Annotated in this window: 23 protein-coding genes; 3 read left to right on the forward strand and 20 right to left on the reverse strand. The window is 37.0% G+C overall.

The window, feature by feature from the left end; all coding sequences use genetic code 11:
* Window positions 1-17 precede the first annotated feature (17 nt).
* Complete coding sequence (locus IL356_RS03680; RefSeq protein ID WP_121847152.1) at window positions 18-239, forward strand: DUF6341 family protein; 222 nt, start codon at window positions 18-20, stop codon at window positions 237-239.
* A 55-nt stretch (window positions 240-294) separates the two neighbouring features.
* Here IL356_RS03680 and purD read toward each other — a convergent pair whose 3' ends face one another.
* From purD to IL356_RS03700, 4 genes are all read right to left on the reverse strand, one after another.
* Entirely contained in the window at window positions 295-1,566 is a 1,272-nt protein-coding gene (gene purD, locus IL356_RS03685; protein WP_121847151.1) for a phosphoribosylamine--glycine ligase, read from the reverse strand.
* 146 nt (window positions 1,567-1,712) lie between these two features.
* Window positions 1,713-2,891 (reverse strand): MraY family glycosyltransferase, encoded by a 1,179-nt coding sequence (locus IL356_RS03690; RefSeq protein WP_225621376.1) that lies wholly within the window; start codon window positions 2,889-2,891, stop codon window positions 1,713-1,715.
* Window positions 2,892-3,265: 374 nt separating this feature from the next.
* On the reverse strand, window positions 3,266-4,321 hold the full coding sequence (locus IL356_RS03695; protein ID WP_121847149.1) for a glycosyltransferase family 4 protein: 1,056 nt from the start codon (window positions 4,319-4,321) through the stop codon (window positions 3,266-3,268).
* 23 nt (window positions 4,322-4,344) lie between these two features.
* On the reverse strand, window positions 4,345-5,670 hold the full coding sequence (locus IL356_RS03700; RefSeq protein WP_121847148.1) for an O-antigen ligase family protein: 1,326 nt from the start codon (window positions 5,668-5,670) through the stop codon (window positions 4,345-4,347).
* 241 nt (window positions 5,671-5,911) lie between these two features.
* Here IL356_RS03700 and IL356_RS03705 point away from each other — a divergent pair, with 241 nt between their 5' ends.
* A complete protein-coding gene (locus tag IL356_RS03705) occupies window positions 5,912-7,084 on the forward strand; it encodes an O-antigen ligase family protein (RefSeq protein ID WP_225621439.1) in 1,173 nt (390 codons plus the stop codon).
* Here the strand turns inward: IL356_RS03705 and IL356_RS03710 are convergent.
* The 16 genes from IL356_RS03710 to IL356_RS03785 all read right to left on the reverse strand — a co-directional run bounded on the left by IL356_RS03710 (window position 7,055) and on the right by IL356_RS03785 (window position 23,487).
* On the reverse strand, window positions 7,055-8,155 hold the full coding sequence (locus tag IL356_RS03710; RefSeq protein WP_121847146.1) for a polysaccharide pyruvyl transferase family protein: 1,101 nt from the start codon (window positions 8,153-8,155) through the stop codon (window positions 7,055-7,057). The genes IL356_RS03705 and IL356_RS03710 overlap by 30 nt on opposite strands.
* Window positions 8,152-8,985, reverse strand: a complete 834-nt coding sequence (locus IL356_RS03715; protein WP_225621377.1) for a nitroreductase family protein — start codon at window positions 8,983-8,985, stop codon at window positions 8,152-8,154. Before IL356_RS03715 ends, IL356_RS03710 begins: the two co-directional genes overlap by 4 nt.
* Window positions 8,986-9,143: 158 nt before the next feature.
* The gene (locus tag IL356_RS03720; protein WP_121847144.1) at window positions 9,144-10,442 is read right to left on the reverse strand and encodes a flippase; all 1,299 of its coding nucleotides are present in this window, start codon (window positions 10,440-10,442) and stop codon (window positions 9,144-9,146) included.
* Between the two features lie 94 nt (window positions 10,443-10,536).
* On the reverse strand, window positions 10,537-11,247 hold the full coding sequence (locus IL356_RS03725; protein WP_121847143.1) for a WecB/TagA/CpsF family glycosyltransferase: 711 nt from the start codon (window positions 11,245-11,247) through the stop codon (window positions 10,537-10,539).
* Window positions 11,244-12,317, reverse strand: a complete 1,074-nt coding sequence (gene wecB, locus IL356_RS03730) for a non-hydrolyzing UDP-N-acetylglucosamine 2-epimerase (RefSeq protein WP_121847142.1) — start codon at window positions 12,315-12,317, stop codon at window positions 11,244-11,246. The genes IL356_RS03725 and wecB overlap by 4 nt, the downstream gene beginning before the upstream one ends.
* A 19-nt stretch (window positions 12,318-12,336) precedes the next feature.
* Window positions 12,337-13,287, reverse strand: coding sequence for a Gfo/Idh/MocA family protein (locus tag IL356_RS03735; protein WP_121847141.1), 951 nt, complete (start codon window positions 13,285-13,287; stop codon window positions 12,337-12,339).
* Window positions 13,287-14,381, reverse strand: coding sequence for a DegT/DnrJ/EryC1/StrS family aminotransferase (locus IL356_RS03740; protein ID WP_121847140.1), 1,095 nt, complete (start codon window positions 14,379-14,381; stop codon window positions 13,287-13,289). The genes IL356_RS03735 and IL356_RS03740 overlap by 1 nt, the downstream gene beginning before the upstream one ends.
* Entirely contained in the window at window positions 14,381-14,962 is a 582-nt protein-coding gene (locus IL356_RS03745) for an acyltransferase (RefSeq protein WP_121847139.1), read from the reverse strand. The genes IL356_RS03740 and IL356_RS03745 overlap by 1 nt, the downstream gene beginning before the upstream one ends.
* 11 nt (window positions 14,963-14,973) lie before the next feature.
* Window positions 14,974-15,756, reverse strand: a complete 783-nt coding sequence (gene rfbD, locus IL356_RS03750; protein ID WP_121847138.1) for a dTDP-4-dehydrorhamnose reductase — start codon at window positions 15,754-15,756, stop codon at window positions 14,974-14,976.
* Window positions 15,753-16,298 (reverse strand): dTDP-4-dehydrorhamnose 3,5-epimerase, encoded by a 546-nt coding sequence (gene rfbC / locus IL356_RS03755; protein ID WP_121847137.1) that lies wholly within the window; start codon window positions 16,296-16,298, stop codon window positions 15,753-15,755. Before rfbC ends, rfbD begins: the two co-directional genes overlap by 4 nt.
* 4 nt (window positions 16,299-16,302) lie before the next feature.
* On the reverse strand, window positions 16,303-17,166 hold the full coding sequence (rfbA, locus tag IL356_RS03760) for a glucose-1-phosphate thymidylyltransferase RfbA (protein WP_121847136.1): 864 nt from the start codon (window positions 17,164-17,166) through the stop codon (window positions 16,303-16,305).
* A gap of 43 nt (window positions 17,167-17,209) precedes the next feature.
* Window positions 17,210-18,229: a dTDP-glucose 4,6-dehydratase gene (gene rfbB, locus IL356_RS03765; protein WP_121847135.1), complete on the reverse strand. Its 1,020-nt coding sequence runs from the start codon at window positions 18,227-18,229 to the stop codon at window positions 17,210-17,212.
* On the reverse strand, window positions 18,230-19,243 hold the full coding sequence (locus tag IL356_RS03770) for a hypothetical protein (protein WP_121847134.1): 1,014 nt from the start codon (window positions 19,241-19,243) through the stop codon (window positions 18,230-18,232).
* Between the two features lie 4 nt (window positions 19,244-19,247).
* Complete coding sequence (locus tag IL356_RS03775; protein ID WP_121847133.1) at window positions 19,248-20,933, reverse strand: DUF6909 family protein; 1,686 nt, start codon at window positions 20,931-20,933, stop codon at window positions 19,248-19,250.
* A gap of 144 nt (window positions 20,934-21,077) precedes the next feature.
* Window positions 21,078-22,577 (reverse strand): GH3 auxin-responsive promoter family protein, encoded by a 1,500-nt coding sequence (locus tag IL356_RS03780; RefSeq protein ID WP_121847132.1) that lies wholly within the window; start codon window positions 22,575-22,577, stop codon window positions 21,078-21,080.
* Window positions 22,578-22,620: 43 nt separating this feature from the next.
* A complete protein-coding gene (locus IL356_RS03785) occupies window positions 22,621-23,487 on the reverse strand; it encodes a M23 family metallopeptidase (RefSeq protein WP_121847131.1) in 867 nt (288 codons plus the stop codon).
* A 173-nt stretch (window positions 23,488-23,660) separates the two neighbouring features.
* Between IL356_RS03785 and tatA the strand changes: the two genes are divergently transcribed.
* Complete coding sequence (gene tatA, locus IL356_RS03790; RefSeq protein ID WP_121847130.1) at window positions 23,661-23,843, forward strand: twin-arginine translocase TatA/TatE family subunit; 183 nt, start codon at window positions 23,661-23,663, stop codon at window positions 23,841-23,843.
* The last annotated feature ends 237 nt before the right edge of the window (window positions 23,844-24,080 follow it).

The following is a 24,080-nucleotide window of genomic DNA, read 5'->3' on the forward strand; positions in this document are numbered from 1 at the left end:
TAAATATAGGTAATAAGATGACTTCATTTTTTAGAGGAATAGAGGATTTGTTCGTAAACTATCTGTTTTACCCTTTAGACCAACTTCGTTTTATGGAAAGTTGGTGGGGTGCCAACTTCTTAAATTGGATATTTATGTTGGTCGGTTTTGCAGGATTCGCTTATTGGATGATGCAGCTAAAGAATTACAACGACAATAACGAGGAAGATAAGTCTATCAGTTCTCATTCCTATCTATAAAAAACGGATTTCCAAGATAGAATCCGCCTTATCTGATTTTCTTTAGATAATGGTTTTATAGGTCGAACCCTAGGTCCTTTCTATAGTTCATTCCTTCAAAGGAAATCTTTTCGACGTTTTTGTAAGATTGATTCAGGGCCTCCTTAAAGTCTTTTCCAAAGGAGGTTACGGCCATTACCCTACCGCCGCTGGTTACTACTTGTCCATTCTCCAGTTTGGTGCCCGCATGAAATACTAGGGAGTCCTCAATTGAATCATAACCCGACATTATTTTTCCCTTTTCATATGCCTCCGGATAACCACCGGAAACCAACATTACCGTAGTCGCCGAGCGATTATCAATTTCTAGTTCTATTTCATCAAGCCTCTCTTCAGCTACCGCATTCAAGACATCGACCAAGTCGTTTTTAATCCTTGGAATGACGACTTCGGTTTCCGGATCGCCCATTCTTACATTGTACTCTATTACTTTGGGATCTTCGCCAACTTTAATCAACCCAATAAATATAAACCCCTTATAGGGTAGATTATCCTTTTTAAGGCCCTCTACGGTCGGTTTTACTATTCTGTCATGTATCTTAGCCATAAAAGATTTATCAGCAAAAGGAACCGGGGATATGGCCCCCATACCGCCCGTGTTCAAACCAGTGTCTCCTTCTCCAATTCTTTTATAGTCTTTTGCTGTCGGAAGTACTTTATATCCCGAACCATCGGTAAGAACAAAGACGCTCAGTTCGATACCTGAAAGAAACTCCTCAATGACTACGGTACTTGAGGCAGCACCAAACTTGTGATCAACCATCATTTTGGTCAACTCTGACTTAGCTTCATCTAAATCATTCAAGATTAGAACTCCTTTTCCAGCTGCCAATCCATCCGCCTTTAGAACATAAGGTGGATTCAAGCTTTCTAAAAAACTTAAACCTTCATTCAGGCTCTCTTTTGTAAAGCTTTTGTATTCCGCAGTCGGAATGTTGTGGCGCATCATAAACTGCTTGGCAAAATCTTTGCTGCCCTCTAACTCCGCCGCGGCTTTTTGTGGGCCAATGACAGGTATGTGACTGATTTCTTGGTTATTCAAAAAATAATCATGAACACCATTGACCAAAGGATCTTCCGGACCTACGACTACCAAATCGATTTTATTATCAAGAACTATCTTTTTTATTCCTTCGAAATCATTTACACCAATCGGTATGTTTTTGGCGATTTGGGCTGTACCCGCATTACCCGGAGCCACGAATAATTCAATATCTTTTGTAGATTGACTTAACTTCCAAGTAATGGTATGTTCACGGCCACCTGAGCCCAAAATGAGGATATTCATAATCTTTTTTGGTTTTCGCAAAAATACGTTTTGACAAAGGATTAAAGGAAAGAAACAGAATAAATATTAAATAGCTAAAGGCGACTTGAGCACTTTCTGATTAGTATTCTTTAACCGGAATGAAGTGTAGTGCCGCGTGTAATACGCTAGTAAGTAATATCTTCATTTTTTCGAGACTCCAACGGTTGATCTTCTTCTATTGACTTTCTATTTTCAGAAGGCACAAAAGAGCCATTTGGTTTAACTTTCTTTTTCTTACCACTTTTATCCTCGACCCTTGATTTTATCCGCTCTACTTTTCTCCTCAAAAGGATTTTTTGCTTTAGAGTTGCAAAATTATAATTGTACTTAAAGAAAATATATCCGAGCGCAATAACTACTGATACTAGCATGATAACCATACCTAAGTTCTTGGCAGTGCTGCCCAATACAATGAAGAGCATTACAAAGAGTAGATTAAAGCAACCAATTATAAAGCTTGCCTGCTTATGAGAAAGACCCCAGTAATCAATTAAGACATGATGGGTATGATTGCGGTCAGGGGAAAAAGGCCCTTTTTTATTGGCTATTCTAATAGCAAATACCCTAGCTGTATCAAATAAGGGTACTATAAGAATACTTATAGCGATCAATGGTGCATTTTCCAATAGAAAAGGTAAGTCGGTATAGACAACAGGCCTCAAAGCTAAAAACTTGAGTGTAAGAACACTAATCGTAAACCCTACTATCAAAGAACCTGTATCTCCCATAAATATCTTTTTATCGGAAGAAAGATTAAAGCCCAAAAAAGCCATTAAACTAGCATTCATTGTAATGCTTAATAGCGCAAAAAAGTACTCCTCAGTCAAGTAAAAAATGGTTGTATAAATTACCATGATAACCATACCAACTACTGAGGCTAAACCATCAATGCCATCAATAAGATTGTATGAATTGATAATCGTCAACATCATAAACCCGCCTATTGTCAAATATAGATAATAGGGTATTTCATTTATATTCAAAAAGCCGTTGAGCGAATGAATGGTAAAGCTAGGGTTTACTAAAATGAATGAGATGGCAGCAACCTGGGCCAACATTTTAGCCCCGGGGGTTATGACAATTAAATCATCTTTAAGCCCTATGATAAACATAATGGTGATGCCAGGTATAAGATACATAGCTTCATCGAATACATCTCTACCCCGTATAAAAAAAAGTGCAAAAATCAAGGTATAGAAAAATGCAACCCCTCCCATTGTAGGAGTCTTTAGACTATGAGAGCTTCTCTCGTCAGGACTATCCATTAGCCGCTTGCGCTCAACTACCCAAATTATCTTCGGCATAGTAAAATAGGTAAGCAAGAATGAACCTATAAAAATCAATATGGCAGTTTCAAGAAAATACAACTTCTATTGTTTAAATAACATTTTTAAGCACTAAAGGTAATTAAAAATGAGACTATCTTAATAAATGGGTGAATTCACATTATATAAGGAAAACGTATGCTCTCAAGACTCTTACTCTTTAGGTAGTTAGAACAAAATCCTGTTCCGATACTCCCTATTAACAACCAAACAAAAGAATTTATCAAAAACTCGCTTTAAAGAACAAACAAACTTAAATATTCCACAATTGGATGTTGAGCCTCTTTTGCTTAAACATGAATATACAACCACTCCAAAGTATCGATAAAGTTATCATATAACATTGGAACTATTTAGTCTGTCAACTTGTTTAGATGCCTTAATAGTTCTCTGTTAATATTATTTCTTTCAAATTTCATAGAAGTAACTATACAATTTTCTTTCATTCTTGTTATTTCAGATGACGATAACGAATAAAATCGATATAGCTTACTTGCCAATTCCTCACCATTACCTTTCTTAAAAAGAAAACCATTGTAACCATCGATAACGTATTCCGAAGGCCCTTGAACATCACTTGCTATCACGGGTACGGCACACATCATTGCTTCAAGGCCAACCAAACCCAAACTTTCTCTATAAGTCGGAAAAATAAAAACATCTAATGAATTATAAATTCTAACGAGTTCAAATTGATTCATTCCTTCCATTAGATTAACCTTCAAGCCTCTTCGGGCGATTTCTTCTTTAATTTTCTGTAAATCCGGACCATCACCAACCATTACAACTTCGTAATTAACTTGTTTGTAATGATTATTTAAGATACTAAGAGCCTCAAGAAAAACTAACCACCCTTTTTGTTCTATAAAATTGGAGACAAAACCAATGGTAAAATTATCAGTTCCTTTTTCCAAAGGATGGAAAACCTGTGCATCAACACCCCCTGATGGGTAGACAAAAACCTTAACTTCCGCAACTCTAAACATACGACATATCTTGGTCCGGTACGATTCGGAGGGCACTACTACTTGCGGGCATTTTCTGACTATCGGCCCCAATATCGCAATTAAAAATTTCTTGAGAAATGAATCGGGTACGGCGTCACTGCCGTGAAAATTAATAACCAAGGGTATCCCTTTCCATATAAACGGGTATAAAAGGGGAGCTACATAAGTTGGGAAATGAACGTAAACAACATCTTTCCCATTTGCGACAAAATATAGCCTGACTATTCCAAAAAAAAGCTTCATGTAACCAAATACCTTGTTGATCAAAGTATATTTTTTCGTGAGGACAATTAGCTTAATTTCAAAGTCTTCTTGAACAGCCTCTTCAAATCTTTTTACAAAAATACCATACCTCAAACCCGATTCGGAAGGATACATGTTGGAAACAAGGAAAAGACCCATAGACACTAAACTATATTAAAGCACTATATTGCTCTTTTTCCTATTAAACTTTGATAGGAAAAGATTGTAAAAAAAACGGCGCTAAAAGTTATACCAAAATTACGGTCAAAATAATTCTCAACAAGACAAACGTAGGCAATTAGGAGAACTACGAATAAATAGTGTTTGTTTCTTTTCGACCAAGCCAAATAAAAATTACCGCCGAAAAAGAAAAAAAGAGCACCCAAACCTATAACTCCATAACGCACAGCATAACCTAAAAATTGATTATGGCTATTATAGTTTTGATCCACGGCAAAATTAAGTCCATCCTTTGTAAACTGCCTTTTCAGGTTGATTCTCTCTCCGGTTGTACCGTATCCAAAAAAAGGTCTGTTTTTGATTAATTCTGTTGCTGAAATATATCGCGCCATGCGAGGGTTCGATTTAGAATGAGAATTAAATTTGACTTCAGTCTGCGAAGACATTTCAAACTTAAAAATACTTCTTATCCGAGAACCAATATAACTTTTAGAAATAAGGTCAATACTCATTGTAATTCCAAGTAAAAAAGCAAAAGACAAAACAATCAGCTTTAAAAGCTTCCTACCTAAAATCATCTTCTTTACTGCTCTTGCCAAACAGAAAAAAAGCAACAACAAAAGCATTATAAAAATTATACGTGAATTCAAAAACAGAAAGCCTAGACCAAACAACCCTACCACCATATATTTAAGTTGTCTATTATGTAAGATTTCATCAGCAAAAATTATTGCCGTTAAATAATATACACCCAAATATGTAGGGTGTTGATTAAGGGGTTGGGTAAACTTGAGATATGTATGATAGTAATCAAACAAATCAAGACCTATATGAAAGGATTCCTGGGCACTAAAGTAACGATACAAGTTTGTAGTAATTAAAACTAATAAAGAAATAGACGTACCTAAAATCAGCCCTTTTAAAAAAACTACTCTTAAAAATGATATCTCCTTTGGGGTTGCGAAAAGCAATATAAGCGGCACCAATAAAAATGACAGGCTTCTCTCAAGGTAAGAGAGTCCAAGAACAGGGCTTTCTGAATAGCCAAGACCTATTATATGCAGTATAAAAAACGTAAAAGGAGTGAAGACTAGCATCTTCCAGCCTACATTGTCACTTCTGTTTCTTACTCCACCCTCAATTATACCGTATACCATAACAACCATGAAAACGATCAAAAAGAAATTACTGGCGACTGTATATAGGGGAAGAAAAAAAGCAAAGAAAAAAAGCATAATTACGCCTGCATCCCGGAAGAAAAAGGAGTTTTTGCGACCAAAAAATTTTGCACGAAGCCTATCCGCCTCTTTTGGATCTATGATTGACATTAGAGCCTGTTCTTAAAGATTGCCTTAGTGGATATTGGATTTGTATCCGCTAAAATTACATAAAGGTACAATGTTCCAAATTAGTTTAGAGTCCGTCGGAAGTTACATAAATAAATAATATTACTTTTATGGCCCATACAATTTAGTCTTCTTGATGCTTAAGATTACTACGGTAGATACCTTAATAATTATTCTGATGTTCGCATTTTTACCCGTTGATATGGTAAATGGGATACTTTTGATGAACGGAATAAATTTGCCCATATCTTTTAGTCAACTCTTTAAACTAGTGATTTTAGCTCTTTTATTGACTAGGTTATTGTTCACCATAAAACTGTTTATTTCGGCCTCGATTGTAATTTTTATTCTGCTAATCCCGAGTATATACCAAGTATTTCATGACCCCGAAGACAGTTCTGTTTTTTTGGATTTTATAAAAATCTCTAAGTACCTTACCCCCTTTATCTGCTTTTTGTTTTTCGTCGATGCGCTCAAACATTCAAAGGATAAAATTTATCCCCTCATGCTATCATTGGTAAAATTCTCCTACGTAGTCTTAGTTTTAAACATTTTTGTCAAGTACATAGGTTTAGGGTACCCCGCATACAAAAGTGGGGGCATGGGGAGCAAGGGTTATTTTTATGCCGGAAATGAAATATCCGCCTTATTGATAATCCTTTGCTCAATAATCGCCTTTCGTTTATGGAACAAAGGATTAAAAACCAAGTACTTTGTTTTTCTAGCTTTAAATCTTATGGCTGGATTAACAATCAGTTCTAAAACTGGAATTCTGGGAATATTACTGGTGTTTTTTATTATTCCCTTTCAAGGGAAATCGTTGAACTTAAAGAGGTTCTTTCCTTTGATTGTAGGCGCTATGTGCCTATTACCATTGGCTCTCTTGTTTTCATGGCAATTCATAACAAATTCAGCAATTATGGTAAGAATTGAATTTTTTTATGAAAAACTCGACTTTTGGACCTTTATACTTTCAAGTAGAAATGTCTTTTTGGACAACTCTTTCGAGGTCTATTTAAACGAATACAATTTTATAGAGAAAATAATTGGGGTCGGCCAGACCAAATTTGAGCTCTTGAACAATTCTAAGGTGGTCGAAATGGATATAATGGATATTTTTTTTGCCTATGGCGTGTTGGGCCTGTTTGTTTTCATTACTATGCTCGCTTTTGTACTGGTACAGGCAAAAGTGTTTCATAGAACCAACAGGCGCCCATATGCCAATCTCATTTTAATGATGGTAATTATATTAATAATTATATCAACTTTCGCCGGTCACGTATTCGGCTCCGGAATGTCGGCTATATTTATAGGAATCCTGTTCTCTCTAATGTACGTTAAAAGCTATATAAAAAACACTACTTTATTATACCTTGATGGCAGCTTCAATAAATGAAAGTGATTCATTTCTAATCTTTTCAAGTTTTGGAGTTACTTCATCATAATCAACCTCCAAATCAAGAGATTCAAAATCCTCCTCCTTGTACATTATTCTGTTATCTATATTCAATAGCCTTAATAGGCTTTCTTGACGATTAGCGCCTTTATTAGCAGAAATACAGGCAAAAGGTTTTTCAAAATTTACAGAAAAACATGAGCCATGGAATGAATCAGTAATTATGAAGCTTGCATTTGCAAAAAGTTGGATAAATTCATTGGGGCCGGCATCCCTTACATGTTTATCGATTTTTCCGATAGGGAAAAACATTCTATCGATTGCAACGATTTTTAAGCCCATTTTTTGAGAGAAATAGCCAATTGCTTTCTTGATAAGTTCTGTCCTTGGCACAGAATAGACCAAAATATACTTTTCATTGTTCTGTTGGACATTGAATAGAGAAAACCATTCCTTTTTAGGTAGAATAAGCGTTGGGTCAACAACATGAAAAATCTTTTTGTCAGGCAATAACTCTTCTAATTTCTTCTTACCATCACTTTCTCTTACGGAAATCATATCAAAATTATCTAATAATGATTGTACCTGCTGTTTTTCTTCTTGGGTAAAATAGTGATGACCAATACTAGATGCATATGAAAACTTTTTGGCTTCGTCGGGTGCAAAGGATAAAAAGAAAATAGGGTCTATTTTATCGATTGGGCTAACAACTACTGGATTCCAAATTTGATCACTGCCACATACATAAATGTCGAATTTACCTAACTTACCTTCCAAAAGATCCTTGTCCCCTAAGGTGGCTGTTAAATTTAGGTTCGTGTCAGTAAAATGTTTAAACCTAGACAATAGTCTGGTTCTCCAAAGCAGATTGAGTAAATCATGTACAAGCATCTTTATACCATGAACAGAGGCCTCAAACCTAACTTTGTGCATATTCTTATTCAAGTATTGGTTCTGATAGTCTACAACAGTGACCTCCCCATATTTTGATAGTGCAATTTTAGTGGCATACGCCTGTAGTATAGCTCCGTAATTTGTAACATTATGTATTGTGACTAACGCTATTTTCATTTCTTTTGTAGATTACTTAAAACTTCATTTATAGGCCTTCTAGTAGAGCTACAAACTTTATTGTCTTTATCTGGGTAACCAAAACCAATCATCATCATTATGGTGTGACTGTCTTTAATATCCAGTGCCTTCCGGATTGCTTTATCTGCTTTTGGTGTTTGACTCCAATTTAAAGGACAAGAGGCTAAACCAATAGAATGAAGCGCATACATTATTGACATGGAAAATAGGCCGCCATCAATCCAATGTTGGTAGTGCTCAGATCCGGCGAAAAACGCTTTGAGATCTGTTGTAACTATAAACAAATTAGGGATTTTATTCCCGAAGGGCTTATTTCCATTCTGAAATTTTAATGCCAAATCAATAGTTTCTCTAGTATCAGAGTGATAAACGTGCCATTCTTGCCTGTTACATACAGATGGAGTTTTCATCGCCAATCGAATTACTCTTTCGACAGTTTCTATATCTACAATTTGGTTCGGCCTATATTCTCTAAGAGAATATCTACTAAGAAAAAAGGATTCTGGATTTGGAATTTGTCCTTGCGCAAAATCCAAGTTTGTTTTTTCTATGGAACCATGCGTTTCGGATGAAAATAAATCCAGAGTCTCAAGAAAAGAAAGCATCTCCTTTCCTCTCGGATTATCTTTATTAGCTGGCAAAGTTAAAAACTTATATAAAACTTGACTTGCAGCCACGTCGTGATAACCAAATTCCTTAGTCTTTTTTGCAATCTTCAATCTAAAAATCACTCTTTCAGCATTACTCCAACCAGACTTAGGGTCTCGTCGCTTATAACTTAAGCTTTTCTCCAATCCATGGTAGGCCATTGCCAAATTATAATTTCTCGTCTCGTACTCATACAAATCCTCTTTCCACCCTCCATACAAGAAAAACCTCTTATAATCATATAAAAAACCCTTTAGACCTTCTATCAATCTATAAACGCTTCTTACCTTCTGTCTTAAAAAATTATTCCAAATACTCCTCATTCACTTGAAAAACGATTATTAAACACTCTATTCTTGGCACCCCAAAGATAAAGCAATAACAGTAAAATATTACTCAGAATTGTTGAAGCAGCCGCCCCAACAGCCCCATAATAAGGTATGAGCATTAAGTTAAGAACTACATTTATTAAAGCTACTACCCCCATCATAAAAACCTTCATTTTCATATGTTCGTTCGTAACCAATGTAGCACCAACACTATACATTAAAAAAGAAATAGGTATAGTTAGTGATAAAATTTTCACCAATTTAACCGAACCCACATATTCAGTCCCAAATAATCCAGGCACCACCCACCTTGAAGAAAGAACTATTAAAATCATGATAAGAATTCCTGTTCCAATCATAATTTGATTGCTCTTTCTATAAACATTTTTGAACTTCTCGGTATCGTGATTTGACCAACGGTGGTATTTTGGGAGCAAAAACTTGCCGAACAACATAGTTGGAATAACCAAGGTTGCTGTCAAAATTACATATCCGACATTGTAGTAACCAGCCTCAACGTTTCCTGACATATATTTGACCATAATTAAGTCGCTCTGTACATAAACAAAAGCGAATAAATTTGCAAACCCAAACGGCCAAGACTCATTAAATACTTGAAGGACAGAAATTTTTCTTGTTTCTGAACTCTTGAATGAAGCATGTCCTTTTAGTTGTAGCTTTCCATAAATCAGAGTCCTAAAATGGGGAAGGGCTAGAAAGAAAGATATTAAACCTATGAATGCATAAATCCAAGCCAACAATACTACATTAAACTTAGATTGCAAGATATAAATACATGTAATAGTGATAATTAACCTTAGTAAATTTGGAAATAGTTTCCAAACAGAAAGACTTTTAAAAGACTCTTCTAACTGCAATTTTGATGTAACAAGCTCTACTGAAATGAACCCATATATATATATAACAAGAATTTGTATAATTTTAGAGGAGTTCTCGTCTTGAATGGGTAAATTAGCCAAAAACAAAAGAAAAATTGTAATTAAAACTAGGGAATACAACACAAATTTGAAGGACGAGCTCATCCAATCAACCCCTCCCCATCCTTCTTTACCATAAATTTTTAGCCAAGCTTGGGAAACACCAAACCCCGCCAATAACGTGAAAAAGTTTATTGTGGCTATTGCTGAAGAGAATATTCCAAAGGCCTCGGGCCCAATTTCCCTTGCAACAAGAATAAAAGTCAAAAAGGTACTTCCACTGCCAAGTAAAGAGCCTATCCAAAGCCATGAAAGAGAGGTTAGCGCCTTCTTATAATCTTTTATGATCACAATGATTATTTTAGTCTATTCGAATTAGATGTCCGAAGGCAAGAAGCTCAAAACTTAAAGAAAGAATAGAGATATTCAAATAAACTATCATTCTTTATCCCCTTAGTAATAGCTTAAAAAACTTAAACCCCCCAATCACTTGGCCTTTAAACATTCTTTTGGGTTCTTGAAGGAATCTATATAACCATTCCAAGCCATTGTTCTGCATCCATTTAGGCGCTCTTTTAAGTTTTCCTGCCAAAATATCCATTCTGCCTCCACTACCTACAAAAATAATTTGCGGGAATTTAGAGTGTAATTTTTCACTTAAAATTTCTTGGCGAGGTGAGCCCATGGAAATCATTACAATATGTGGCATTGTTCTTTGAAGTTCGCTTTCAACTTTATCCTGACTATCAAAAAACCCGCTCATATTCCCCACAATATTCAAGCCTGGATAAATTTTACGAGCTTTTTCTACTGCTGCCGAGTTGTTCTCCTCGGTCGTTCCCAAAAAATATAGCCTCAAATTATGCTTTTGACAAAGTTCCATGGCTAAACCAGGAAGGTCCAATTTCATAACCTTCGAGCCATGTTTTAATTTAAATGCTAATTGAGCCCCAAAGCCATCTGGAGTTTGAAGTACAGCCCTATCAATTACTTTTTTAGTAACAGGATTTTCGTGATAGGAAACAAGTTTTAAAGCATTTATTGCCGCCGTATAGCCTCCTTCTTCCTTTTCCAGTTTAGACAATAAAAAATCCTCTACATCTTTTTTAGACGTTACCTCATAACAGGGGCATTCATATAGAAATTTCTGCTTCATTCTTTAGAATAATTGACCAAATCGTCCAAAATATGAGCAGCAGATTGTCCTTTTCCATATAAATAATTGGAATTATCAATTTTTTGATTCAAATATGCTCTTAAACGTTCTTTTAGCTGAGGCTCTGTTACATTTATAAGGCTGTTCACATCATTTTCCACCAATTCAACCCATTCGGTGCTATCTCTTAGTGTAAGGCAGTATTTATTAAAAAAATAGGCTTCCTTTTGCAGGCCTCCACTATCCGTAATTACCATGGAACATTTTTCCAATAAATACAACATTTCTAGGTAACCCACGGGAGCTATACAATCAAAGTCTATAGTCCAGCCCTGCTTTTCTATAATTTTCCTGGTTCTAGGGTGAATTGGCCAAATAAGTTTTTCACCTTCTTTTGCCAAGCCGTTCAAAGCATCCAATATATTCTTGAGCCTCTGTAGGTCATCTGTATTTTCCTGCCTATGTATGGTAACCAAAATGGGTGTTTGGTTAGGGTCGATTCCCTCGGGCCGTTTCATTTTCTGCCTGTAATACAAGGCACTATCGAACATGATATCCCCTGAAAGGGAGATTTTCACTTTTTTGCCACCAAAACCTTCTGCCTCCAAGTTTTTTACCGCAACCTCTGTAGGGCAGAAAAGGATATCACTGATTTGATCAGTTAAAATCCTATTCACTTCCTCCGGCATACGCATATCAAAAGACCTTAGACCCGCCTCTACATGAGCCACTTTAATATGTAGCTTCTTAGCTGCCAAAGCTCCTGATATTGTAGAATTAGTATCCCCATACACCACTAACCAATCTGGGGTTTCCTTTAGCATTATACTTTCTATCTCCTCCAACATTCTGCCGGTCATGGCTCCATGGTTTAAACTATTGATGTTAAGGTTGTATCTAGGTTCAGGTATTTTCATTTCCTCAAAAAATATGTGGCTCATATTCTTATCAAAATGCTGACCTGTGTGTACAATAACCTCATCTATACCTTGTCTTTTGCCTATTTCCCTACTTAAAGATGAGGCTTTGATAAACTGAGGTCTTGCTCCAATAACCGTAACTATTTTCATAAACTTCCTTTATAAAAAACTATAATTGAGTATCGGCTGCAAACCTATGATACTCCCCTTTTAGGCCCACAGGCTTTGCAGCCCTGATATCATGTACAATTTCAATGGCTGTTCTGGCGGCATCAACACCGTACCCTTTTCCGGCCAAAATATCTTTGTACACCATGGTATGCAAATCGGTGAAGCCCCCGCTGAACTCCAATTCCTCTCCGTTAATGGTAATGGAGCGGAAGGTGGTTTGCCCTTTTTCTTTTATTTCTTTAGGCAAATATTTAGAATTTATAGAAAGGAACCATTTTACCCTAGCATTTTCAAACTCTAAATATCCAGCGGCGCGATCATCTTCATGAACGTGTACAATATTTTCTTGAATATCTCCAAAAATCCACGAAAGCATGTCATAAAAATGCACACCAATATTGGTAGCAATTCCTCCAGATTTAGATTTATCACCTTTCCAAGAGGTATGGTACCAATGACCTCTAGAAGTCAAATATGTTAAATCCACTTCGAATTTGGTGTCCTTGGATGCATTTTTAACCTTTTCCCTTAGGGCAATAATACTGGGGTGCACCCTCAGCTGTAGAATGCAGAAAATATTCTTTCCTGTTTTTTCTTCGACGTGTTTTAGTTTATCTACATTCCAAGGGTTCAGAACCAAGGGCTTTTCACAGATGGCGTCAGCACCACTTCTAAGGGCAAAACGAATATGTGCGTCATGAAGGTAGTTTGGCGAACAGATACTCACATAATCCAAATAAGTCTCTTTTTCATACTTTAGTTTCTCTATATGACGGTCAAAGCGCTCAAACTCAACGAAAAAATCTGCATTTGGGAAATAAGAGTCGATTATTCCTACACTATCCCCTCTGTCAAAAGCGGTCAATAGATTATTTCCAGTGTCTTTAATAGCTTTCATGTGCCTGGGTGCAATATATCCCGCAGCCCCAATCAATGCGAAATTCTTCATTAAACTAATTCTTTTAGGTTGGTAGTTATATACTCTATTTCTTCTATTGTCAAATACGGATTCATAGGTAAGCTCATGACCTCGTCTGCACAATTCTCACTGACTGGGAAATCTCCCTTTTTGTATCCTAAATAATTAAAGCATTCTTGCAAATGCATAGGTATTGGGTAGTGTACTGCGGTTGGAATACCGCTTTCTTTCAGTTTAGCCTGAACTCTATCCCGCTTTTGTACCCGAACTGTATACTGCGCCCAAACCGAACTTCTATCCTCAATAACCTGAGGGGTTTGAACCACGTCTGCCAATAGATCTGAATAATGATTTGCTACTTGCTTTCTTCTTGAGATATCTTCTTCATAGTAACGCAACTTTACGTTCAAAATAGCCGATTGTAGGTTGTCAAGTCTGCCCCCCATGCCGATATATTTATGGGTGTATCTCTTTACTTGACCATGTACACGCATTGCCTTCATTTTTTCATGGAGTTCGCTGTCGTTAGTGAAAACCGCTCCACCATCACCAAAACAACCTAAAGGCTTTGCAGGGAAAAAGCTAGTACAGCCAATAGTCGATAAAGAACAGCTTCTCTTACCCTTATATAGCGCACCGAAACTTTGGGCAGCATCCTCAATCACAGCAAGATTATGTTTTGCAGCAATGGTATTAATTTGATCCATATCGGCCATTTGACCATATAGGGAAACTGGCATAATCGCCTTGGTTTTTTCCGTTATCGCATTTTCAATCAGCGAGGCATCTATGTTAAAGGTCGCTTCATCTATATCGACAAAAACCGGTTTTGCACCCAAACAAGCTATGGTTTCAGCTGTTGCTATGAAGGTAAAAGGAGTGGTTATTATTTCATCTCCACCTCGAATTCCTAAGGCCATCATCGCCAGCAATAGAGCATCTGTGCCAGAAGATACTCCAAGTGCATACTTTGACCCTGTAAATCGGGCCAAGCTACTCTCTAGTTCTTCTGTTTCTTTTCCCAAAATATAGCGGGCAGAAGACATCACATCTTTGGTGGCAGCGAGATATTCCTCTTCTCTCACTTGATATGCTTTGGTCAAGTTTGCAAAATCTATATTCATTATTTTATTCGAGTTACCTGATTATCTACCAATCGGTATTCTTGTTTACTTTCAGTGCATTGTGCCATGCCTTTCTCATTAAATTCCAAACGATGCCCGTATTCACCTACCCAACCAATTTGTTTGGCGGGATTACCAACCAATAATGCAAAGGCTGGCACATCTTTGGTCACAACGGCGCCTGCCCCAATAAAGGCATATTCACCTATATCGTTACCACATACAATGGTAGCATTAGCACCTATTGAAGCCCCTTTCTTTACGATAGTAGATGCATACTCCCCTCTTCTATTAATTGCGCTGCGAGGATTTATAACATTGGTAAATACCATTGAAGGACCTAGAAAAACATCGTCTTCACAAGTCACTCCTGTGTATATTGACACGTTGTTCTGAACCTTAACATTATTTCCAAGTTTGACTTTAGGAGATATCACAACGTTCTGCCCAATATTGCATATTTCACCTAGCTCACAATCTGACATAATATGGGAAAAATGCCAAATTTTTGTTCCTTTTCCAATGATACAGCCTACATCAACAACTGCGCTTTCGTGAGCAAAATATTCTTTATCTGGCATTTAGGGTATAATTAGAGGTGGGTTTCTAGAACACTATACTTCGGTCTACGAGCAAAAGTACGATAATTCTGCACTTTTTGAATTTCTACTTCATCGAGCAAAGAGTTATCTTTTAAAATTTGTATTGCAAAGGTGTACCAAGTATGTATTTCACCATCGGTATAATGTTTGATTCCAAAATCATTGTTTTTCTCTTTAATCATATCCAAAATATAGGAAGCTAGATGGTGCGCGTTTGTTGGTGATCCTTTTTGGGAATTGGTTATAGAAAGCGTTTCTCCCCTTCGCGCTTTTTTTATAATAGTTGTGTAAAAATTATTCCCATGTAAAGAGTAGAGCCACGAGGTTCTGACTATGAAATATCGCTTTAACAAGTTTTGAACGGCTAATTCTCCCTCTAATTTTGAAGCTCCATACACATTTATAGGGTTGGTTGTATCAGAAATAGTGTAAGGTGTTTCCTTTTTCCCATCGAACACATAATCCGTAGAAACATGAATCAAAACTGTATTATAACGTAAAGAGGTTTCAGAAAGAAATTTGACCCCTGTAGAGTTAACCAAATACGCAAGCTCTTGGTTTTTCTCTGCTTCCTCAACATTGGTGTATGCTGCACAATTGATACAATAATCAAATGTCTGACTGCAAAAGACTTGGTTTATTTCTTGGGGTTTAGTGATGTTGAGCTCTTTTGAGGTTTTAAAAACTAATTTTAGAGTAGGATACAAATCTTTAATCGCCCTAATTGATTCACCTAGCTGGCCTGAAGCACCAGTAACTAAAACCGAAATCATTTAAATAAGTCTTTTAAATAAGGTAGTTGCCTATCTTTTTCTGAAATTATCAAATCATCATGTGAATATTCCCAATCTATGTTTAATTGAGAATCATCAAATCTTACACCTGATTCCGATTGGGAATTATAAAAAGAATCGCATTTGTAGCAAAAAATTGCCTCTTCGCTCAGTGTTACAAAACCGTGAGCAAAACCTTTCGGTATAAAAATTTGTCTTTTATTAGTACTTGACAAAAGGTATTTTCTGTATTCTCCATAGGTTTCGCTTTCTTTGCGTAAATCCAGAATTACGTCAAGTACTTTTCCTTTAATAACCTGAACTAATTTCGCCTGAGAATCATCTCCCTTCTGATAATGTAAGCCCCTAAGAACACCCTTTTTCGAAATGGACACGTTGTCTTGAACAAAATCAATATCAAGACCGGTAGCTTCTACAAACTTCTTTTTGTGAAAGCTCTCAAAAAAGCAACCTCGTTCATCTTCAAAATCGATAAGTTCTACGAGAAAACATCCGGCCAGGCCTGTTTCTATCATTTTCATTGCACTATCCTTCAATTAACCTCATCAAATAATCTCCATAACCACTGTTCATAAGGGGTTTGGCTAGTTTTTCTAGCTGACGCCTGTCAATGTAGCCCATTTCAAAAGCCACTTCTTCTATAGCCCCAATTTTTTGACCTTGACGTTCTTCAATCACCTGCACAAACTGTGATGCCTGCATTAGTGACTGAAAAGTACCCGTATCTAACCACGCAGTTCCTCTATCCATTACTGAAACCTGAAGTTTGCCCATATTCAAATATTCTCTATTGATATCAGTAATTTCCAGTTCACCCCTTTTGCTAGGCTTAACTTCTTGTGCAATGTGTACAACCTCATTATCATAAAAATAAATACCCGGAACGGCATAATTCGATTTCGGATTTTCAGGTTTCTCCTCAATAGAAATCGCCTTTCCCTTCTCATCGAACTCAACTACACCATATCTTTCAGGGTTTTGAACGTGATATGCATAGATTATACCTCCTTGCGGATCATTATTCTGCTTCAACAAATCGGATAATCCAGAGCCATAAAATATATTATCCCCTAATATAAGGGCAACCTTATCGTTCTCAATGAAGTCTTTTCCAATAATAAAAGCTTCTGCAAGACCTTTAGGAGATTCTTGCACAGCATACGAAAATCTACACCCTAATTGGTTTCCGTCTTTAAGCAAATGTCTAAAAAGCTCTAAATCTTTTGGGGTTGTGATAATCAGTATTTCCCTAATTCCCGCAGATAAAAGTGTTGCAAGGGGATAATAAATCATAGGTTTATCATAAATAGGCATCAACTGCTTGCTCAAGGCCAATGTTAACGGAAACAACCTTGACCCTGTTCCTCCTGCAAGTATAATTCCTTTCATGCCTTTATTAATCTTTAAATTGACTGGGTGAGAAGATAGTTTTCTACAACTCCAATCGATTAATATACCATTTTATCGTTTTTCTTAAACCTTCAGAAAAATTTGTCTCTGATTTCCAATCCAGAATATTTTCAACTTTTGAGGCATCTATAGCATACCTAAAATCGTGACCTGGTCTGTCTTTGACAAAAGTAATTAGGTTCGAATAGCTACCAATAGATAATGGCATCTCTTCATCTAAAATCTGACATACCTCTTTAGCAATATGTATATTACTGCACTCATTGTTTCCTCCAATAACATAGGATTCACCGGGCTGCCCTTTTTGATAAATCAAGCTCAGCGCGGCACAATGATCCATAACATAAAGCCAGTCCCTTACATTTTTTCCATCACCATAAATCGGAATAGGTTCTTTGTTCAGGGCCTTACGAATGATTGTAGGAATCAACTTTTCACCATGCTGCTTGGGGCCATAATTATTCGAACAATTACTTATGAGTGTATTAAGACCATAGGTATGATGGTAACTTCTAACCAAAAAATCAGATGAAGCTTTTGAAGCACTATAAGGGCTATTAGGTCTATAGGGGCTTTCTTCTGTAAAAAAACCATCTTGACCAAGGCTACCGAAAACCTCATCGGTAGAAACATGCAAGAATCTACGACTAGAGACAAAAGGATTGGGGGTTTGCTCTTTACTTAACCAATTTTTTCGAGCAGCTTCCAGTAAAGAAAAAGTTCCTCTAATATTAGTTTTGATAAAAGCGCTAGGGCCGGAAATCGAATTATCTACATGCGACTCCGCTGCGAAATGAATAATGCCGGTAATATCATTGGCTATAAATATCTCGTTTAATAAAATATCATCGCAAATATCTCCCTCATAAAATTCATACCGGTCAGATTTTTCAACTTCTTGAAGATTTTGAAGGTTTCCAGCGTAGGTGAGCTTATCTAGATTAATTATATCAACACTTTTGTTTTTTTGAAGAAAATACGGTATAAAATTACTCCCAATAAAACCAGCGCCACCTGTAATAAGAATTTTTTGAGTTTTCATTTAATTATTCTTCACGTCAAGTCTGCTAGCCCTTTTGTTTAGATATATCAAAAACGAGACAATGAAAAATAAAACCACCAGACTTAGTGGTATTAATACAAAGTTGTTGTTAAATAACGGTTTACGCACCTGTTGCGTTTTACCCATATTAAGTATACTCAACACTTCTTTCTGCTCTGACAACTCAAGCTTTTTCTCTTCTATCTCCTTTACAAACCTGTTTTTTAAGGTCAACAATGAACTTATATTCAATGCACTTTCATTCTCTAAATAAATAGACCCTGAGCTTTCTTTTTTATTTTGTAACATGGTCTGCGAATATCCAGATATGAGGTTGTCTATCTGACCTATAAGCACCGTGTTTTGGTCAATTCTCATTTTCGCATTTTCTCTAAAGGCATTCTTTACCTCTTGAAAGTATTCATTAGTGTTGATATAATTCAATATTTTCTTTGACAATTCAGTGCCTGTCTGGGCATTTACATAGGTGAAAGTTATTCTATGAGCCACGATGTTTTTTCTGGTCAAAACCCTTCTCATTATATCAACGGCAAAACTCTCTTCTTTGAAACCTTGTAAAAGTTCGAGATACATTAAGTCTTGCTCTACATCCTCTTTGGCGTCTTCGGGATCAGTGATAGGTTCTATCTCTAAATCAAAACCCTCTAAGTCAGCAACGTCAATGCTAAAATTCTCAAAAAAACTCGAATCTCTTGACCTTATGTTTGATTGTATTTCTTCTATTACATCGTAGACATAATCTTTGCTATCAAAATTAGGCATAATCATAACCTCTGTCTTTAGTTTTTTATCCACCAAAGAGCTGAGCAAATAGCTAATAAGAAGACCGATAACTACAAGGGCAGCTAGCTTAATAACATTCTTTTTCAAATAGAGAAAAGTTCTCAGAAAAGCATCGCCTATTCGATTAAACCCATTACCTATCATTTTAAGCAACTGGCCTAAATCTATCTCATCGGAATTGGTCGTTTTGGTGGGTTGATTATCCGCCATATGGTTATGAATTAAAAATTTGCCCTAATATTTTATCTGTTATCAAATAGGTTGGTTTTACACCCGTAGTGCCCAAGCCTCCAGAGGCTAGGGTGCTTCCTGTAACCAAAGGGTTATCACTAGCGTAATAGGCGTAACGTACTTTTATATCGTCGCTAATGCTCTTTCGTATTTTCGATGCCGACTGTATTGCCTTTTGGTAATGAACTCCTTCCATTTCCAGGCCAATCACATTCCAAGTTGAATCATGAAAGAACGATAGTATGTCTTTATTTTGCAGCGATGTTCCCAAAACGGTGACCATAGTGCCTTCAAATACTTTTAACCCGTGACCTTTGAAATCATCTGCACATAGCTCATTTTGAAAGGGATAGTTATCTGCAGTTCCCTCAAAAATATGGGCAGAAGGAATCATTAGATCACCTTTTCCTCCGTCTAGAATTCCCGCTTTTCCCATTATTGAAATGGAAGATACATTCAAATAAATAGAATCTTTACCATCTTCCGAAAAGGGCTTTAACAACTCGTCAATCGTTTCGTAAGCCTGTTCTCCAAAGGCATAGTCCATTACAAATATAACGGGTTTTTCCTCTAGCTTGATATGACTTGGCAACTGATAACAACAAGCATCATCTGTAAACTTTGCCGTATCGAATATTTGAATGTCTATATTGGTGCCCGAGAAATCGTCTATGGCTATCATGCCGTTTTTCTGGGCCAAATTGGTCACTTTTTTTCTCAACTTTCCATTGGCCGAAGAACTAAGTGCCTCATAGATTTTCAGTGACTCTCCTTCGGGAAACTCTTTTGACAATGCCCTTTTGGCAAACAATGAGTTCATAACACTGTGCATATTAGCACTTATAATATGCAAGGGTCGGTTGATAATTCCGTTTTTGTAAAGGCTCTCCTTTATAGTGTTGGCCCAACGTTCGCCATGAATGTGATGGCCCAACCGTTCTCGCAACAAAAGGCTAAAGGTTATGGCTCTCTTCTCTCCGGTTACTTCTTCCTCTATGGCCAGCTTTCCTAACCAATATATGATTTCAAGAAATCTTTCTGGCTCTTCTTCGGTGGCAAAGTATTCGTGAACGGCCATTATTTCAACGAATGATCTTCCCAAGATATTTGCGGCATGTATGATGGCAACCTCTCTTTCTGCCTGGGTAAGCTCGTCTTTCTTAACAGCTTCTTCTAGCTTGGCCCAATCTCTAATTGTTTTGTTCGATTCTTCAATGAGTACCTTCTTGCTTATTTTTTCAGATTCGATAAATAGGAAGGTCAAATGGGTAAGAATATCGTAAATATCAGATCGCCCACGCGTAATTTCAATATTCATTTGCTCATCATCGATGCGATAGCAGTTTCTTCTTCTTTTTGGCGGAATGATAGGTTCGAAATGCGAATGTCCGTAACCCTCGTCAGAGGTTAGGTTGATAAATCTGCACTGTTCTATACCTTTAGGAAGTCTTTCCAAAACATAGGTCAAACCGCTCAGTTCGGCCTTATCTTCGGCAATAGAGCCATAGATTTCAGGTCGCAGCTGTAAAAGGGCATTTTTCAATGACTCGCCAGATACCCCCGTCGGTTTATAAAAGCCTCTATTAAAAAGATGGCGCATGGTTATATACAAACGCTCTATGGCGTTAGTAGATTCTTGGGCTCTAGTAGTAGTATTTGAGTTGGCCATAGAAGAATTTCGCACAAAATTACAATTTATTGCATAAAGAGTGCACACCTACCGGCCTGTAATAAAATATCGCTTGCCCCACGTTATTCTTTTGCTGATTAATATGATAAGAACGAGGTTCTTAAATTTTTATTCTACTTGGTATTATATTTCTTTAAAAGTTTGAAGTAGATCAGCAATAGACCTGTCATTTGCCAAGCGCTGTACCTTGTTTTGCCCACCTAGCTTACCTCGGCTTTTCATAAAATCATTAAAGCCCCCAGGTTTTATACTTGTTACCTTTAATGTTTGAAGTATGTTACCATCCATCAAATCAAAATAATAACTGTTTTGCTTTTGTAAGCTTTGGTCCAGTATGGAAATGAATTGGGTCATATCTGAAGGTTTCTTTTCAAACTCTACCAGCCATTCGTGGTAAGGAAGCTCATTTTCCTCAGGTACAATTTGGGGCGCAACAGTAAATTCGTTGATTCGAGCATCGGTACCGGCTATGGCCTGGTTCATCGCTTCTTCAACCTCCTTGGCAATGACGTGCTCCCCGAAAGCGGATATAAAATGTTTTATCCTTCCTGAGACAATAATCTTAAAAGGTTCAAGAGAAATAAACTGAACGGTATCTCCCAGATTATAGGCCCACAGACCGGCATCTGAAGATATAATCATTACATAATTAACGCCTATTTCAACTTTCTCTAGCGTACACCGCTCAGCGTTCTCATTAAAAAATTCATCTGCCCGAACGAACTCGTAAAAAATGCCTGAATCAAGAAGTAGAAGCATTCCCTTATCTTTTTGTGAATCTTGATAGGCAAAGAAGCCTTCACTTGCAGGAAAGAGTTCTATACTATCCACTTTTCTTCCGATCAGAGACTCGAATTTCGCCCGATATGGCTCATAGTTCACCCCACCATATATAAAAAGTTGAAAGTTGGGAAAAAGTGAGCCTACTTTCTTGCCCGATTTAATTTGAAGTCGCTCGAAATACATTTGTACCCAAGAGGGTATACCGGCAATTACCGTCATATCCTCGAGCATGGTTTCCTCAACGATTGTATCGACCTTTGTTTCCCAATCTTCTATGCAATTTGTTTTCCAACTGGGAAGTCGATTTTTTTGTAGGTAGTTCGGCACATAGTGTGCTGAGATACCCGATAATCGACCGAGCTTGATTCCATTTTTTTCATGTAACTCAGGACTTCCTTGTAGAAAAATCATTTTACCGTCAACAAAGTCGGAATTACCTGTTTCGTGAATATAATTAAGAATCGCATTTCTAGATGCTTTGACCTGATGCTTGATAGAAGTCTTTGAAATCGGTATATACTTCGCCCCAGATGTGGTTCCAGAAGTTTTGGCAAAATAAATCGGCTTGTCTGGCCAAAGAATGTTTTCTTCGCCCGCGACCACCTTCTCAACATAAGGTTTTAACTCCTCATAATCTCGAATGGGTACCTTCTTAACAAAATCTGAATGATTAGTAATCGAACCGAAATCGTGCTCTTGCCCAAATTGGGTAAGTTTTGCCTTTTCAATCAACTGCCGAAAGACTCGCTTCTGGGTCTCAATTGGGTTATCTCTCCATTGTGCCGTTTGTTTGGCGATATATTTTGCAAATAACTTTGCTGCAAAAGATTTTATAGACATGAACTAGGCGTGAAGTTTAATAGATTAAAATATACCGATTGTTTTAAAAATCGATATAATCCATTGGGTTTACAGTATTTCCGTTGTTCCAGAGTTCGAAATGAAGGTGAGGACCGGTTGATAACTCGCCGGTATTACCTACCGATGCAATGACCTCGCCGGCACGTACTACTTCCCCTTGAGACTTGCTCAGCGACCCGTTGTGCTTATAAACACTTAACAGTCCGTCTTTATGTTCCAAAATAATCACATAACCTGTATCTGCTGTCCACTCGGCAAAAATAACAGTGCCATTGGCAACCGCTTTTACAGGTGTATCCGTAGGAGCAGTTACATCGACCGCAAAATGTTTTTGGTCTAGATTGAACCCTTGCGATATTTCTCCATTTAACGGCGGAAATAGTATCATATCAGTCCCTGTAGTATTACGCTCAAAAAGGTTGTACTTATCCTCTAAGGCGACTTCTGCCCTCAAAACTGAATCTTCCCTGATAGGGGTCAAATCTATACTCGAAGGATCCAGTTTGAACTGTTCCCTCAAAGAGTCTAAATTGACTTCTCCACTTTCTAAATCGCCAATAAGAACTTTGCGAATATTCTCTAAATACCTATTGGTATTATTTAAGTTGGCCACCAAAGAGTCCGTTTTGTATGTCAAATCAGTAGCTTGCTTTTTCAAGCGGGTAGAAGAATAGCCTGGTATATACTCTCTCAAGGGTGTAAATGCAATCAAAAGTGTCGTCAACGCGATAAGACCGATGATACAAAGTGACCCAGTAACAAAAACATTTAATCTGCTAAGCTTAAAAGAGATTTTCTCTTCAAAAGTACTTTCGTTAAGAATAACCAAACGATACTTGTGAAGCAGTTTTCGTTTAATTTCCTTTCTTTTCTTTGTCTTTTTGGCCATGGTACACAAATATACGCATGGAAGCATACACTCAGCCTCTTGAAGATAAAATTTATGGCCTGCTTAAATTTTGTGCACAAGGTTTTCATTTTACAAATTTGAAATCTGAAGATAACATTAACACGGGCATTGCTAATTTTTGATTACATTTGTTATTCAATTAATTCGAGATTATGACAGCTTTACAGATTTTCTTGGCCATTGGGCCGTGGCAAATCGCCATCGTAGTGTTGGTGGTTCTATTATTGTTCGGAGGTAAAAAAATACCCGAACTAATGCGTGGTCTAGGAAGCGGGATCAAAGAATTCAAAGATGCTTCTAAAGAAGACGAGCAATTAGAGGATAAGAAAGAGTAGTATTTATATACCTTCGATAGTACAGCCCTTGAGTTTATAACTCCAAGGGTTTTTTTATTTAGAAAAACTCCTACATCGCAAGAAACCATTCGGTATTCTCTTGTCGGTGATTCCTACATTTTCCTCTAAAACGGCATTCTAATTATGCCTGATGGTATGTGCACTTGCCATCAACATATCCCTTATTACACTACAAAACGCCCCGGTTTCACAACATTAAATCGACCACAGATATGG

The organism is Euzebyella marina, from assembly GCF_014855515.1.
Lineage (GTDB): Bacteria > Bacteroidota > Bacteroidia > Flavobacteriales > Flavobacteriaceae > Euzebyella > Euzebyella marina.

What these genes read in the sequence shown, in the direction of transcription:
- IL356_RS03680 (WP_121847152.1), top strand. Translation starts at nt 18, where the DNA reads ATGACTTCATTTTTTAGAGGAATAGAGGATTTGTTCGTAAACTATCTG.
- purD (WP_121847151.1), bottom strand. Translation starts at nt 1,566, where the DNA reads ATGAATATCCTCATTTTGGGCTCAGGTGGCCGTGAACATACCATTACT.
- IL356_RS03690 (WP_225621376.1), bottom strand. Translation starts at nt 2,891, where the DNA reads ATGCCGAAGATAATTTGGGTAGTTGAGCGCAAGCGGCTAATGGATAGT.
- IL356_RS03695 (WP_121847149.1), bottom strand. Translation starts at nt 4,321, where the DNA reads ATGGGTCTTTTCCTTGTTTCCAACATGTATCCTTCCGAATCGGGTTTG.
- IL356_RS03700 (WP_121847148.1), bottom strand. Translation starts at nt 5,670, where the DNA reads ATGTCAATCATAGATCCAAAAGAGGCGGATAGGCTTCGTGCAAAATTT.
- IL356_RS03705 (WP_225621439.1), top strand. Translation starts at nt 5,912, where the DNA reads ATGAACGGAATAAATTTGCCCATATCTTTTAGTCAACTCTTTAAACTA.
- IL356_RS03710 (WP_121847146.1), bottom strand. Translation starts at nt 8,155, where the DNA reads ATGAAAATAGCGTTAGTCACAATACATAATGTTACAAATTACGGAGCT.
- IL356_RS03715 (WP_225621377.1), bottom strand. Translation starts at nt 8,985, where the DNA reads ATGGCCTACCATGGATTGGAGAAAAGCTTAAGTTATAAGCGACGAGAC.
- IL356_RS03725 (WP_121847143.1), bottom strand. Translation starts at nt 11,247, where the DNA reads ATGAAGCAGAAATTTCTATATGAATGCCCCTGTTATGAGGTAACGTCT.
- wecB (WP_121847142.1), bottom strand. Translation starts at nt 12,317, where the DNA reads ATGAAAATAGTTACGGTTATTGGAGCAAGACCTCAGTTTATCAAAGCC.
- IL356_RS03735 (WP_121847141.1), bottom strand. Translation starts at nt 13,287, where the DNA reads ATGAAGAATTTCGCATTGATTGGGGCTGCGGGATATATTGCACCCAGG.
- IL356_RS03740 (WP_121847140.1), bottom strand. Translation starts at nt 14,381, where the DNA reads ATGAATATAGATTTTGCAAACTTGACCAAAGCATATCAAGTGAGAGAA.
- IL356_RS03745 (WP_121847139.1), bottom strand. Translation starts at nt 14,962, where the DNA reads ATGCCAGATAAAGAATATTTTGCTCACGAAAGCGCAGTTGTTGATGTA.
- rfbD (WP_121847138.1), bottom strand. Translation starts at nt 15,756, where the DNA reads ATGATTTCGGTTTTAGTTACTGGTGCTTCAGGCCAGCTAGGTGAATCA.
- rfbC (WP_121847137.1), bottom strand. Translation starts at nt 16,298, where the DNA reads ATGAAAATGATAGAAACAGGCCTGGCCGGATGTTTTCTCGTAGAACTT.
- rfbA (WP_121847136.1), bottom strand. Translation starts at nt 17,166, where the DNA reads ATGAAAGGAATTATACTTGCAGGAGGAACAGGGTCAAGGTTGTTTCCG.
- rfbB (WP_121847135.1), bottom strand. Translation starts at nt 18,229, where the DNA reads ATGAAAACTCAAAAAATTCTTATTACAGGTGGCGCTGGTTTTATTGGG.
- IL356_RS03770 (WP_121847134.1), bottom strand. Translation starts at nt 19,243, where the DNA reads ATGGCGGATAATCAACCCACCAAAACGACCAATTCCGATGAGATAGAT.
- IL356_RS03775 (WP_121847133.1), bottom strand. Translation starts at nt 20,933, where the DNA reads ATGGCCAACTCAAATACTACTACTAGAGCCCAAGAATCTACTAACGCC.
- IL356_RS03780 (WP_121847132.1), bottom strand. Translation starts at nt 22,577, where the DNA reads ATGTCTATAAAATCTTTTGCAGCAAAGTTATTTGCAAAATATATCGCC.
- IL356_RS03785 (WP_121847131.1), bottom strand. Translation starts at nt 23,487, where the DNA reads ATGGCCAAAAAGACAAAGAAAAGAAAGGAAATTAAACGAAAACTGCTT.
- tatA (WP_121847130.1), top strand. Translation starts at nt 23,661, where the DNA reads ATGACAGCTTTACAGATTTTCTTGGCCATTGGGCCGTGGCAAATCGCC.